The 12,827-nt window shown below is 58.5% G+C and carries 12 protein-coding genes; 6 read left to right on the plus strand and 6 right to left on the minus strand.

Going from position 1 to position 12,827, the window contains the following annotated elements; all coding sequences use genetic code 11:
* The first annotated feature begins 170 nt into the window (after window positions 1–170).
* The 3 genes from HGP16_RS08740 (at window position 171) to HGP16_RS08750 (ending at window position 3,639) form a co-directional block, all read left to right on the plus strand.
* Window positions 171–845, plus strand: coding sequence for a response regulator transcription factor (locus tag HGP16_RS08740; RefSeq protein WP_168839609.1), 675 nt, complete (start codon window positions 171–173; stop codon window positions 843–845).
* Entirely contained in the window at window positions 845–2,221 is a 1,377-nt protein-coding gene (locus HGP16_RS08745; RefSeq protein ID WP_168839610.1) for a sensor histidine kinase, read from the plus strand. Before HGP16_RS08740 ends, HGP16_RS08745 begins: the two co-directional genes overlap by 1 nt.
* Window positions 2,222–2,475: 254 nt before the next feature.
* Complete coding sequence (locus tag HGP16_RS08750; RefSeq protein WP_312862858.1) at window positions 2,476–3,639, plus strand: acyltransferase; 1,164 nt, start codon at window positions 2,476–2,478, stop codon at window positions 3,637–3,639.
* A gap of 184 nt (window positions 3,640–3,823) precedes the next feature.
* Here the strand turns inward: HGP16_RS08750 and HGP16_RS08755 are convergent, their stop codons facing one another.
* Window positions 3,824–4,750 (minus strand): cation diffusion facilitator family transporter, encoded by a 927-nt coding sequence (locus HGP16_RS08755; RefSeq protein ID WP_168839611.1) that lies wholly within the window; start codon window positions 4,748–4,750, stop codon window positions 3,824–3,826.
* A 152-nt stretch (window positions 4,751–4,902) separates the two neighbouring features.
* Window positions 4,903–5,784, minus strand: coding sequence for a helix-turn-helix domain-containing protein (locus tag HGP16_RS08760; protein WP_246703276.1), 882 nt, complete (start codon window positions 5,782–5,784; stop codon window positions 4,903–4,905).
* A gap of 104 nt (window positions 5,785–5,888) precedes the next feature.
* On the opposite strand from HGP16_RS08760, the gene HGP16_RS08765 reads away from it, so the two are divergent.
* Together HGP16_RS08765 and HGP16_RS08770 are read left to right on the plus strand one after the other, a co-directional pair.
* Window positions 5,889–7,139 (plus strand): cytochrome P450, encoded by a 1,251-nt coding sequence (locus tag HGP16_RS08765; protein ID WP_409526820.1) that lies wholly within the window; start codon window positions 5,889–5,891, stop codon window positions 7,137–7,139.
* Window positions 7,140–7,168: 29 nt separating this feature from the next.
* Complete coding sequence (locus HGP16_RS08770; protein ID WP_168839612.1) at window positions 7,169–7,489, plus strand: 2Fe-2S iron-sulfur cluster-binding protein; 321 nt, start codon at window positions 7,169–7,171, stop codon at window positions 7,487–7,489.
* Between the two features lie 103 nt (window positions 7,490–7,592).
* On the opposite strand, the gene HGP16_RS08775 is transcribed toward HGP16_RS08770, so the two are convergent.
* Both HGP16_RS08775 and HGP16_RS08780 read right to left on the minus strand, forming a co-directional pair.
* Window positions 7,593–8,108 carry an adenylate kinase gene (locus tag HGP16_RS08775; protein ID WP_168839613.1) on the minus strand — a complete coding sequence of 172 codons (516 nt, stop codon included), beginning with the start codon at window positions 8,106–8,108 and terminating at the stop codon, window positions 7,593–7,595.
* A gap of 93 nt (window positions 8,109–8,201) precedes the next feature.
* Window positions 8,202–8,705, minus strand: coding sequence for an NUDIX hydrolase (locus HGP16_RS08780; RefSeq protein ID WP_168839614.1), 504 nt, complete (start codon window positions 8,703–8,705; stop codon window positions 8,202–8,204).
* 130 nt (window positions 8,706–8,835) lie between these two features.
* Here HGP16_RS08780 and HGP16_RS08785 point away from each other — a divergent pair, with 130 nt between their 5' ends.
* On the plus strand, window positions 8,836–9,213 hold the full coding sequence (locus tag HGP16_RS08785; RefSeq protein WP_168839615.1) for a VOC family protein: 378 nt from the start codon (window positions 8,836–8,838) through the stop codon (window positions 9,211–9,213).
* Between the two features lie 242 nt (window positions 9,214–9,455).
* On the opposite strand, the gene HGP16_RS08790 is transcribed toward HGP16_RS08785, so the two are convergent.
* Together HGP16_RS08790 and HGP16_RS08795 are read right to left on the minus strand one after the other, a co-directional pair.
* A complete protein-coding gene (locus HGP16_RS08790; protein ID WP_168839616.1) occupies window positions 9,456–11,384 on the minus strand; it encodes a methyl-accepting chemotaxis protein in 1,929 nt (642 codons plus the stop codon).
* Between the two features lie 493 nt (window positions 11,385–11,877).
* A complete protein-coding gene (locus tag HGP16_RS08795) occupies window positions 11,878–12,798 on the minus strand; it encodes an ornithine cyclodeaminase family protein (protein WP_168839617.1) in 921 nt (306 codons plus the stop codon).
* Window positions 12,799–12,827: the final 29 nt, after the last annotated feature.

Raw genomic sequence — 12,827 nt, forward strand, 5'->3', positions numbered from 1 at the left:
TTACACACCCAGATTGAGAGAACCTGTCATGTTGAGGGCCTTCAAAAAGCCGCACGCGCTGTTCCTCGCTGGAATCGGGGGCAATGAGGCGATCTTTGCAAGGTTATCTCAATGCAGCGATGCTACCATTTGAATGCCCTATCGATGCGGGCGGGGATGGAGTTTACTGAATGCGTGTGCTTTTGGTCGAAGACGAGCGCCCAATGGCTCTTGTTCTGCGCAACGGATTGGTTCGCAATGGCATGATTGTGGACGACGTGGCGAGCCTGTCGGAGGCGGAGGCCGCCCTTCACGACGATATTTACGATGTCGTTGTGCTGGACCGTCGGCTGCCTGATGGGGATGGCCTCTCGCTGGTCAAGTTGCTGCGCGTCAGGGGCAATGTCGTGCCTGTATTGGTGCTGACCGCGAAGGGTGACCTGGCCGACCGGGTCGCCGGACTGGACAGCGGCGCGGACGACTATCTCGGCAAGCCCTTTGCCTTCGATGAGCTTCTGGCCCGATTACGGGCGATCTTGCGTCGGCCGGTTCATCTGCAGCCCGATATCGTCAGTCTCGGGCGCATGTCTTTCGACTTCGTCCATCGTGAGGCAAACGTACAAGGCGCCCATCTGCGCATGCCGCGTCGGGAATTGCTGGTGCTTGAAGCGCTGATGCGGCGCATGGGCCGGATGGTGCTGCGCGAAACCTTGATGGAAGCCGTCTTCGGCATGAACGACGAAATCGAGTCAAATGCACTCGATACCCATATCTCACGCGTTCGTCGCAAGCTCGCCGATGCACAAGCCGGCATCACCATCGACGGCATCCGTGGCGTCGGCTATCTCCTCCGCGAGACGGTGTGATGCGACAGCCTTCGCTGAAATGGCTGCTCGTCAGCAGACTGGTGACACTGCAGGCGGGCATGATTGCGGTTGTCCTTCTCATAGTCATTGCGACGATCTGGAGTACCGGCTACCTGCTTGACGACTATGAAGGTGGCAGCCTAGATGTGCTGGCCGAAGCGATTGAGCGCGACGCAGCTGGTGGATTGGTACTGCGAGAGACGCCGGATCTCGTTCATCTTCGCGCCAAGGCACCGGACCTGTGGTTCACCATCCGCGACCTGGAGGGGCGCCGGCTGCAAGCGGGCAACATTCCTATCGCCTATTTACCGCTGGTCGTGGTGCTCGGCCAACTCAGCGACGCCCGGCTGAGCGACCGGCCTGAATTGGTCGGAAAACCCGATGCGGTGATCAAATGGATCGAAAGTCCCGCCGGGAGGGTCCAGATTCTGACAGGTACAAAAGGGCAGATGTCCGCGCAGCGGCTTGCAAAGGGTATTTCAGGCGGGTTCATCTTGGTGATACTGCCTGTCATCGTGCTGATGGCGCTAGCGACGTCGCTGGCCACTCCGTTGGTGGTACGCCGGGCGCTCACCGGTCTGGGCCGGACTGTAGCGCAAGCCGTCCACATCGAATTTGACAAGCGTGGCGTCCGACTGCAGGTGAGCGATGTGCCCATCGAAATCAGCGGACTTGTCTGTGCGGTCAACGATGCACTACGCCGCCTGGATGCGGGCTATGAACGACATCAGCATTTTCTGGCCCAGGCAGCCCATGAACTGCGCACGCCGATTGCCATCCTGAACGCGCGCGTTTCCGCACTCCCCGCCGGCACTGACAAGCGCGACCTGCTGGAAGACGCAGCGCGATTAACGACACTCGCCGGTCAACTTCTCGACCTTCAGCGCCTCGACCAGAAGCGGAACCATTTCCTGCCGGTGAATCTAGTCGCGATGGCCAAGCAGGTGCTATTCGACCTCGGCCCGCTGGCGCTTGGTGCCGGCTATGACGTAGCCTTCGAGCGGGAATGCGATGAGATAGTGGTGACGGGCGATCAGACGTCATTGGAACGAGCGCTGACGAATCTGGTTCAAAACGCCATAGACCATGGCGGACGCCAAGGAACGATTACGGTACGCGTCGCAAAAAGCGGCTCCATCGAAGTCTGCGACGAGGGCAACGGCATTGCGAGGGACGAACATGAGCAGATTTTTGAGCCCTTCAATCGCCTGGGACCTGATGGCCGTGGCGCCGGACTAGGACTTAATCTGGTTCGGGAAATTATGCAGCTCCACGGCGGCAGCGTCGCCGTGGTTAATGCCGGCTCCAAAGGCGCCTGCCTGAGAATGTCGTTTCCCTTGGACTGGGTTGCCGATTGCACCGCGCGACCGGCCTGAGAGTTGGTCAGCAAATGATTCACGATCAAGCTCCTCTAAATGCACAACCAATAGCTCGATGCTCCCCTCGGCCGGGAGGAGCGGGTAACGTCAAGAAATATGACTGGTTGGGCACCGGTGCCAACATCTGCAAGCTTAACTGAAGAATAACTATAATTTAAAGCAAAGCTGCCGATTCAAGCGCGCGGCGACGAGTTGTTATATCGTCTGAACCCATAAATGGAAATCCAAGAAGATATTTACTGAGATTTCTGGTGGGATTTTATAGGGAAATACTTGGGAGTTCGGCCGCCGGCAGTGATGCCGGCAGGTCATCTCGCCTGCTGTCGAACCTTCAAGTGCTGCGCGCGCTCGCCGCTTTGTCCGTCGTCGTCGCCCATGCCTTGCACGAAACCGAGATACTGGCCGCGGCGACAGGGCGGGCAGCGGTCGATGGCTCCGCATCGAATCTCGGTTTCGGGGTGGACATATTCTTCGTCCTCTCCGGCTTCATCATGACCCATACCGCTGCTTCGGAATTCGGCAAGAGCGGCGCTCCATTGCGTTTCTTCCTGCGGCGCTGCGCCCGCGTAGTTCCGCTCTATTGGCTGCTGACGAGCATCATGCTTATCGGCGCGCTTGCGGCACCCTCGCTGCTAGCGGTTCCTATCGGTTCCGTGTCCCATGTCCTGGCATCCTATTTCTTTATTCCGTCCGGGCGCGGCGTGGATGAAGTCAGGCCGGTACTCGCGCTCGCCTGGACGCTGAACTACGAGATGCTGTTCTACGTGTTCTTTGCGGCCGCACTTTTGCTGCCGATAAGGCTCGGTGTCGTCTGGCTGTCGGTGGCCATGGTCGGGATGGCGCTTGTCGGAAAGCTCGTCGATCCGAGCCATATCCAGATAGCCTTCTGGACGAGCCCCATCATTCTGGAGTTCCTCTTCGGTGTCCATGTCGCCTTGATCTTTCGCAGCGGCATCAGGATCGGTGGCGCAGCGGCGCTCGGGCTCATGGCCATCGGCCTTCTGGGCTTCGTACGCATCTCTGCGCCCTGGGACGATGCGGCCTTGCCGCAATTCCTGCGAAGCGGCCTGCCCGCCGCGCTATTCGTTCTTGCGGCCGCAATCGGCCCCGTCCTGCCTCAAGGAAGGCTCGTCCTATGGGGTGTCGCCCTGGGGGATGCCTCCTATAGCCTCTATCTCGCCCATCCCTTTATTCTGCGGCCGATGCGAGCCGTCTGGGCAAAAACGCTCGGCGGAGCTCTTCCTCTCGGCCTGTTCGTTATCTTCGCAACGCTCGCGGCTGTCCTGTTTGCCCTGCTGCTCTTCAGAGCCGTTGAGAAGCCGCTTACCAGCCGCGTCCAGAGCCTCATGCTTCGCCCAGGGCGGAAGCGCGTATCGACCGGCACCCTCCCGGCGGCGGACACCGAGAGCGCCTAATCAAAGTTCGGCATCGGTTCGAAGAGCGGGAGTGGTTCGCCTGCTAGAGCTATTCCAGGAAAAGTGCGCAAGCGGTTTTCCGTCCGGAATTGCGAGAAAACAAAGAGATAGAGCGGTTCAGCTTTCCATGGAATCGCTGAACCGCTCTAGGCTGACCATCCTGCCGCAATATCCGCCCTATCGCTCAGTCGGCCCATTCCGGATCGGTCGTGAAGGCGATCGTCAGCCAACGGTCTGGCCCCTCGTCACCGATCGCCTCGCCGATCTCGTCGCGAATATGGTCCCATTCCTCCAGCCTCTTCGCTGGTCCGTCCGGTGGCACGATGAAGTAGAGCTCGATCTGCTTGCCGCGGCCGACGCGGGCGACATAGGAGCGGTAGGATTCGAATTCATAGCGCCCAACGATGTCGGTGGCGACGCGATCGACATGTTCACGCAGATCGGAAGGCGTCACCAGCAGAATATCGGCAAAGGCCTGCTTGATCGTGCCGATCGGCATGGGAATGACGATGAGGCAGACCAGAGCGAGCGCGACTGGGTCGACATAGGGCGACATCCATTCCAGGCTCGTCCCCTGAATGAAAAAGCCGAAGATGAAGGCGAGCAGCAGCGCCCCGCTCAGGCAGCCCGTCATCACCCAGGCTTTTGCGTCGAGTGCAATGAAACTGGATCTCAGCGTTTCGTTCGCCCGCCTGCCATAGGCGGCCATCAGAAAGGCGATGATCATGGTCAGCACTGCATAGATGATGGCTTGATCGAACGAGAGATGCCGGCCGCCGGCCATGATGCTGCCGATCGCGTTGATCAGGGCATAGACCGCGGCCCCAGTCAGCAGGACGCCGTTGAGGCCGAGCACCATGGGTTCGAGATGCCAGAAGCCCATGGTGAAATGCTTGGCGAATCTGCCGCCGGACGCCGTGTTCGTCGCGGAGGATACGATCAGACTGGAGACGATCAGTGCAACGATCGTCATGCTCGCATCCGTGAGCGCATAGACGCCGTCAAAGACGATCGCGTAGGAGCCGGAGAGAAGACCGAAGACAATGCCGGCGACCGCCAGAACGAAGGTCACGATAGTGGAGATGCGCAGGACGCTTTGTTCGGTTGTCACTTTTCAATCTCCAGAGAGAGACGCTGTATGCGTTTCAGATGATTTTGCATGCAGGTCAGACTTTTATCGTGTCATGTAAGCCGAGCCAATCCGGGGGGCCGACGATAGCAAGAGAGCTTCTTCCTTATGCGAAGGCAAAATGCGTTGTTCGATCAGGGTGCGCGCGGCCGAGCGCTCCGACCCTGCCGCCTGAATTCGCTCGGCGTGACGCCGACAAGCCTCTTGAAGTCGCGGGCGAAGTGGAAGGGGTCGGGATAGCCGCATTGGGTGGCGATCTTGCCGACCTGCTCATCGGTTATAACAAGCAATCGCTTCGCGGCGTTCACGCGCTCGTGCCGCAGCCAATCGAGAGGTGTCGTCCCCATTCTCTGACGGAAACGGCGAAAAAGCTGCGCCTGACTCAGGTTGGCGGCGATGGCAAGTTCGCCCACAGTCCAGGAACGCGTGAGGTCGGCGCGGACCAATTCCATCACCCGCTGTAATCGTTGGACCGCGCCGCTCAGTTCACCATGTTCCGCGCGCTCGGAAACCAGAAGCGAGATCAATTGCGCAAGCAGGGCAAAACACCGGCTGTCCGAGAGGAAACTGCCCGTCTCCACGTCCCGGAGGATGGCTTCGAACAGCGCCTCCGGATCGCGCTGTTTTGAAATGCCAAAGACCGGATTGGCGATCACGCCCAGGCTGTCGAACAGCGTATCGAGCCCGTGTCCGGCGAACCCCAGCCAGAGATAGGACCAGTGCGAATGGTGGGGTTCACAGCGATGCGAATACAGTATCGAGGAATCCAGCCAGGTGATTGTCCCTTCATGCAAGAGGCTTGAGAGACCGTTGACCTGCAACAGTCCTTTTCCGCTGAGGGTGAGGACGAGGGTGTGCTGGTTGAAACGATGGGCGATCGGCATTTCCGCAGGCGTGCAGATGCGCCGCCCGGCTGCGAGAAGCGTATAGGGGAGGGCGCGGGACAGCTTGCCCGGCGTCTGAAAGAAGACGTCGTCCACAGGGGAAATATCGTCCGGGATTGCTTCATCGGTCATATCGTCAGGCCTTATCCGGAGATGAGAGTTTTATCCATATAGCTGCGGTTCGCATCCATGTCTTTTCGCCGTTCGAGGCTGTAATCTGTGGGCGATGAACCAGAATGGACGAGGTCCTGATCATGGCGATGGCAACCCCGGTATTTGATCCGCTCTCTCAGGCGTTCACGGACGACCCCTATGCCTCCTACCGCGAGCTGCGCGCCCGTCCAGGCCCGGTCTATTACGAGCATTTCGACATGTGGCTGCTGTCGCGCTATCAGGATGTCGCCGCTGCCGCCGGTGACAAAACGCTCGTGCGCTCCCTCGAATTTTTTCTCTCCCCGGAAGAGATACGGGAACAGAAGGTTCGGCAGAACTGGCACGACATGCCGAACCATTCGCGCTTTGTGCAGTTCAGCCTTTTGGATTCCGATGGCGAAACCCATGACCGGTTGCGCCGCAAGGTGTTTCGTGAATTCACGCCCGCCCTCGTCGCTCGCCAGAGAGGGATGATACAGGATTTTGTCGATCGGCTGCTCGATCGTCTCCTGCAAGCCGGCACGTTCGATTTCGTCGAGGATCTTGCGTCGCGGGTTCCGGGCCACATCATCGGCTCGGTTCTCGGCGTACCGGCGGAATATGCCGGGCAGCTGCGCAGGTGGTCGGAAGAGGTCGTGCAATATTTCGACGTCGATCGCAGCGCGGAGCGCAAGGCGACCGCCGAACGTGCCACAACGGAATTCTACGAACTGCTCAAGGAGCTGATCGCCGACCGCATGCGCAGTCCGCGCGAAGACCTGCTCTGTCGGCTGACCGAGGCGCATGTCGCCGGTGAGCTGACCGAAGACGAGCTTGTTTCCACCTGCATGCTGATCCTGATGGCCGGCCATGGTTCGACCATCGACGTGCTCGGCAGCGGCATGCATGCCCTCATGCAATATCCCGACGCGCTCGCCAAGCTCAGGGAAACGCCTGGCATCATGTCGACCGCCATCCAGGAGATGTTCCGTTTCGAGTCGCCGCTGCCGTTCTTTCATCGCTACCTGACCGAGGAAAAGACAATTGCCGGCGAGCGTCTACCGAAAGGCACGAAGGTCGGCCTGCTGTATGGTGCGGCCAATCGCGATCCCGAACAATTCGAGGCGCCCGATCGGTTCAATGTCGAGCGCACTCCCAATCGCCATCTGGCATTCGGTGGCGGTGCCCATTTCTGTCTTGGCAATCACCTTGCCCGGCTGGATATGGAGATCATCTTTTCGACGCTCTTGCAGCGGACGCGTTCCATCGAACTGCTGGATGAAAACCCCGCCTACAAGCGCGGGCTGTCGGTGCGCGGCCCGAAATGCCTTGATATCAGGCTTGTTGCCGCATGATCGGTTTTGCCGAAAGCATGGAGAATACAATGTGTGAAATCGTGTTTATCGATTCCGCCGGCCGCGAAACCCGTGTGCGGGCCGAGGATGGCGAGACGGTGATGGCGGCCGCCGTCAGGAGCGGCATCGATGGCATCGTGGCGCAATGTGGCGGCGCCTTGGCCTGCGGCACCTGTCATTGCTATATCGAGCAGCCTCATCTCGATCTGCTGCCGCCGCCCTCAGAAGAAGAAGCGACGATGATCGAGTTCGTCATGGAGCCGACCGCCAACAGCCGCCTCAGCTGTCAGATCCTGGCAAGCAGCGTCGTCGACGGCATGCGTGTCGTCGTGCCGGATAGCCAGCACTGAGCCCCAACACCGACAAGATGACCGATATAATCACCTTGTTGAAAACCTGCCCCTCAACCGGCCGTGGCTGATCGTTCGGATGAAGGTCCTGGAACCTACGGGTTCACCCAGCCTCTTCCATGAGCGCATTCAATTCGTCGACGCTCGGGATCAGCGTCAGTGTCTTGCCGGCATCCTGCGCTTCAGCGCACAGTCGGCGGATGTCGGGCATCCAGTCCTGCTCGATTTCCCATATGGTCCGGAACAGATCCCGTGTCGGCGGCATAGTCGAAAATCCGCCGGGAGCGTGCTCAAGCTTGTCTGATTGCCAGGCCATCTGCCTCTCTGTGGCGAGCCAGAAATGCATCCAGAGGGGCATGTCGATGAGAATGATCTCGGTCGCGCGATCTATCCGCGCCGAAATCGAATTCCGGTGCCCCAATCCATCGATAACCCAGTTCTCGCCGGCGATGATCCGTTCGTGCTGTTCGGTGTAGGTCTCAACTGGCGCCGGGACCCAGCCTTCTTGCCAAAGGAGCCTGTCGATCTCGAAATGGGGAATTGCGTGTCTCTCGCTCAATTTGCGAGCGAGGGTGGATTTTCCACCGCCTGCATTTCCGAGAATGGCGATGCGCGACATCGAATGGAGACCTGAAGATTTGAGCCTGGCAGAGATGCCCGCACGTTCATGAACTATTCCGTTGTCGTTGCAATGTACGTCAATCGCTGTCGCTCAGACAGCGTCCCGGCGCACGAAATGTCGAATGCCGGTCGGAATAGTCTCGATGAGATCGCGCAAGGTCGGCGGCACCAGCTCATATTGGTCGAGCCCAGCTCTCGTGGATGGAGCCCAGCGAAACTCGAGCTCGGCGCTGCCGTCCTTCACCCGATGCACGATATCAGTTTCATGAAACGGAAGCGGCCGCGAGAGTTCCGCTTCGTAGTAAAAGCCGACTTCGTGAACGCGCCGGCCGGAAAGTTCGAAGAAGTTTTCGATGATGAAGCGCAAGGGGCCGACGGTGGCCGTGCAGCCGATTTCCTCTTCGATCTCGCGGGCGAGCGTCGCGGCGCCTGCCTCATGAAACTCCACGCGGCCGCCGGGCAAGGACCAGAGCTTATCTCCGAGCGCGCGATGAATGAGGATATGATTGTTCGACCGGATCAACGCGCCTGCGCGTAACTGGAAGCGAGATTCTCCCGAATCCATGACGATCATGGTTCGCTGGGTTTCTGTCATGGATCGGCCCTCCAGTTCGCCTGAGATGGAGTCGGTGGTCAGGATTATCGATATTTGCCCCGAGATGTATTGAAATCGTTTGAAGATTGTTTCTTTCTCGGTTCATCCTCTTACCAAACCGGCTTTGACGATGCGTTTCGTAAATCCAATTCCTTTCGTCGGCGACATCGCTCGCTCGAGGACCTTCTACAGCGGCTTGCTGGGTCTCAAGATCCTGCACGATTTCGGGAGTTTCGTGCTCTTTGAAACCGGCTTTGCAATTCATGACGGAAAAGCGCTGGAGCAAACGGTCTGGAAGAAAGCCGCCGAAACTTCAGAGCCGTATGGGCGCCGAAACATGCTTCTTTATTTCGAACATGACGATGTGGATGCGGCCTTCGCCAAGATAGCCCCGCATGTCGATCTCATCCATCCCGTCGAACAGCAGGAATGGGGGCAGCGGGTGTTCCGCTTTTATGATCCCGATGGCCATGCGGTGGAGATCGGTGAGCCGCAATCGATCGGCTAAGCGCCATTGATAGCCTGATTGGATGTTTGCGCTCAGACCTGCTTGAGCGTGAGAGGATGATTGTGCCCATCGAAAATATTCGGCGGGATTGCCGGTATCGCGCAGGCGCGGTACCGGCATTGAGACGACGGCTAGGCATCAATGATGCAGACGATCTCGACGGTGGACCGATCGACAATCACAATGCGGCCGTGGAGGCAGCATTATCAAAACTCCTCCCGCGATCCCGCCGACGCGGCGGACTAGCCGCGCAGCGCAGTTGCCAGTTTTGCCGTAAGCTGCCTTGCCGGTGACGCCAAGGCTTTGGATGTCGGGCTGGCGGCTGAAATCAAAGCCCGTCTGTCGGGACGGGATTGGGTTTGATTGCCTATTTTAAACTGCGATAGCAGTTGGAACAGTGCTTCGGATTCTGATGCCAGACTATGAGCCGCGGCGGTGGCCTGCTCGACCATCGCGGCGTTTTGCTGAGTGCCCTGGTCCATGGTGTTTACGGAGGTGTTGATTTCCTTCAGGCCCGTTGCCTGTTCCCTGGAGGCTTCAACGATGGCCCCGACATTGCCATCGACCTGTTGAACCTGGACGACGATCTCTTCCAAGGCCTTGCCCGTCTCGCCAACCAGCGAGACGCCGTTTCTTACATGGCTATTTGAAGTGTTGATGAGATCTTTGATTTCTTTTGCCGCCTTTGCAGACCGCTGAGCAAGTTCTCGTACTTCCTGCGCTACGACTGCGAAGCCCTTACCGGCCTCGCCGGCGCGTGCAGCCTCGACGCCGGCATTCAAGGCGAGAAGATTGGTCTGGAAGGCGATTTCATCGATCACACCGATAATATTGCCGATCTCGGTCGCAGACGCCTCGATTTTGTCCATGGCTTCGACGGCGCTGCGGACGACACGTCCGGAGTGTTCGGCATTTTCTTTGGTCCTGCGCACGAGATGGCCGGCCTCTTGCGCACGGGCACTGGACCCCGAAACCGTTATGGTGATTTCCTCAAGCGCCGCCGCCGTCTCTTCCACCGAAGCAGCTTGCTGCTCAGTCCGCTTTGCAAGGTCGTCGGATGCCGACCGAATTTCCTGTGCGCCCGATGCGATGGCGCTGGCGTTCTCGGCGACGTTCTGCAGCGTCAATCGCAACTTCTCCACGGCATGGTTGAAATCGACCCGCAACGGATCCAGCGATGGAATGAAGGGGCCGGCAATCTGGCGGGTAAGGTCGCCGTCGGCCAGTTCTCGCAGGGCCTCAGCCAACTGAGCGACGGCTGTATTGGTTTGCCCAGCCAGAGCCTCGCGTTCCGTGGCCTCCGCCTCAAGTCTCTCGCGTTCTTCGATAGCTCGCTTCGCCTCCGTATCCGCATCGCGTGCCGCCTTGGCTGAGATTGCGTCACGGAGTGCGGCAACCGCCCGGGCCAGCATGCCGATTTCGTCCCCACGTCTTTCCAGCGTGCGATCGCCAGCCATGTTTCCTTCGGCCATCGACTTCAACGATGTCTGGAGTTTGGCCAATGGTCCGATAATGGAGCGGGCGGTCAAGGCAGCGGCCATGGTGGCCAACAGGATCGCAACTGCAAGCGCAGTCAGCGCAAGCGATTTGAACCCGCCGGCCGCGTCTCGAACTTCGCCGCCGATGGATTTGTTCAAGGCTTCCTGGTAGTCGATAAATTTGTTGATTGCTTTCAGCCACGCGACGAACTGGGGTCGCGCCTGCTCGAGAAGGATCTTGCGAGCCGTTTCGCCATCGCCCTTTTCCTGCAGCGCAATGATCTGCGCGACCAAAGGATTGGTTTTGGCTTGAACCGCGGAGATTTCGTCCAGGATGGCTCTTTCCTGCGATGTCGCACCGGTCGACGACGCGACCATCTCGGCCATTTTCTTCTCGTTCTCCGCGTAGGTGGCCGCGAGGGTCTCGATCAGCTTCTCTGCCGTCTGACGCTCGTCTGCGGAGGTGACCAGTGTCACGTCGCGGATTGCAATGGCCCTATCGTGAACACTGCCCCTGTAGTTGATTGCGTAGCGTTGCTTCACGCTGTTGATGTCGTTGATCAGCCCCAGGTTACGATCGATAGTCTCCACCTGACTGGTTGAATAGAGCGTCAGACCAATCATCAGGATCAGTAGAAAGCAAAATCCTGCTGCCAGACGAGCGACAATACCGAATTTCATCACGTGCGCCATTAAAGTTCTCCCAAAGATCTCAAGCCTCGTCAGGACAGACGAGTGGCAATGACGACCTCAATCAAGGGAACGTTGCGCCGGATAGGAACTGACCGATCAGTCCGTCATTCCGGAAGTTTTCGGGCGCGGTTTCATCCGCCCACACCCCGGCTTCCCAAACAATATGGTATATCTGCGCATAACTTCATTTCAAATCAGTAAATTCATCAATCAGCCGGCAAATAATATCGGTTTGTATTTTGTCGGAGTCCGAATAGATGCTATGAATTATTATGATGGATCTCTAATGGTCGATAATATAGCTGCGTAAGATTGCGGATCCATAAAGTTGCATTATATGTTATGCAATCATTCATTGTATATTTACGCTGCGCTGACGGCCGCGGCAATGTGACCGCAGACGACGACAGGGAAGGGCAGTAAGCCCATATCCGTGGATTTCAGCGGCGCCTTTCTCCAGGCTCCTCTCTTGCGGCGGCAGATTGGGCCATTCTCACAGCATGTCGAATATGGCTGACGCGATGGCTACCTCCGTTCCCGCAAGGCCGACCGAGCAAAAAAGCGTCGTATCGGAAGGCAATGTCCGGCCTTGCGCGGTGTTCGCGATAATATCGGAAAGTTCCCGCATACGGGTTTCGTGCGGCGATCCGGCAAGGAAAAAAGGCGCGGCGTAGGTTCGTGTTTGTTCGAGGGAGTCCGTGACGATCACATGCGCGGCATCGGCCAAGTCCAGTCCGAGCTCGTGCCCCTGCAATGTTTTCGGACCGACCGTATTGACGTGCGCTCCGGCCTTCAAATCCGCCGCATGGAGCACGGGCATATTGCTGTTCGTAGCGCAAAGCACGATATCGGCATCCGCCACGGTTTCCGCAACACTGTCGGCGGGTTCTATTGTTATGCCCAGCTTGCGTTGCATTTCCTCGGCGAAAGCCCTGCGGTTTCTCTCATCGCGACTGAAGACGCGGGCGCTTACTATGTTTCGAACGGCGACGGCGGCAATCAGTTGCGTTCGGGCCTGAGCACCGCTGCCGACAACGCCGATGGTTTTCGCGTTTGGATCGCTGAGATGGCGTATGGCGATGCCCCCAATCGCCCCCGTTCTGATCTGGCCGAGCCGTTCGCCCAGGATGATCCCTTTAAGTTTGGCGTCATGCGCGGACCACACGGCAACGATCTGCGAATGTTCGAGCCCACTGAACGTTTCATACACGCGAAAGCCGGCAAGCGGCTTTTCACCAAGTATGCCGCCGACCGTAAACACTAGATCGCCGCTGCTGGGAAACGAGACGTGGTGCCGAGGAGGGCAAACGGTATTGCCGGATGCTTTGGCGAGGAAGGCCGCTTCCAATGCGCCGAGAGCAGCCGGCATGAGCGCGACGCTGTCCAAATCCTCATCGCTCAGTATTTTCAACATCACGAACCTCCGGCGCAACGACATACTGC

This window comes from Rhizobium sp. P40RR-XXII, from assembly GCF_012641405.1.
Classification (GTDB): Bacteria; Pseudomonadota; Alphaproteobacteria; order Rhizobiales; family Rhizobiaceae; genus Rhizobium.

Bases quoted from the DNA above. Each gene is read 5' to 3' on its own strand.
- HGP16_RS08740 (WP_168839609.1), top strand. From the start codon at position 171: ATGCGTGTGCTTTTGGTCGAAGACGAGCGCCCAATGGCTCTTGTTCTG.
- HGP16_RS08745 (WP_168839610.1), top strand. From the start codon at position 845: ATGCGACAGCCTTCGCTGAAATGGCTGCTCGTCAGCAGACTGGTGACA.
- HGP16_RS08760 (WP_246703276.1), bottom strand. From the start codon at position 5,784: ATGACCGATGAAGCAATCCCGGACGATATTTCCCCTGTGGACGACGTC.
- HGP16_RS08765 (WP_409526820.1), top strand. From the start codon at position 5,889: ATGGACGAGGTCCTGATCATGGCGATGGCAACCCCGGTATTTGATCCG.
- HGP16_RS08770 (WP_168839612.1), top strand. From the start codon at position 7,169: ATGTGTGAAATCGTGTTTATCGATTCCGCCGGCCGCGAAACCCGTGTG.
- HGP16_RS08775 (WP_168839613.1), bottom strand. From the start codon at position 8,108: ATGTCGCGCATCGCCATTCTCGGAAATGCAGGCGGTGGAAAATCCACC.
- HGP16_RS08780 (WP_168839614.1), bottom strand. From the start codon at position 8,705: ATGACAGAAACCCAGCGAACCATGATCGTCATGGATTCGGGAGAATCT.
- HGP16_RS08785 (WP_168839615.1), top strand. From the start codon at position 8,836: ATGCGTTTCGTAAATCCAATTCCTTTCGTCGGCGACATCGCTCGCTCG.
- HGP16_RS08790 (WP_168839616.1), bottom strand. From the start codon at position 11,384: ATGGCGCACGTGATGAAATTCGGTATTGTCGCTCGTCTGGCAGCAGGA.
- HGP16_RS08795 (WP_168839617.1), bottom strand. From the start codon at position 12,798: ATGTTGAAAATACTGAGCGATGAGGATTTGGACAGCGTCGCGCTCATG.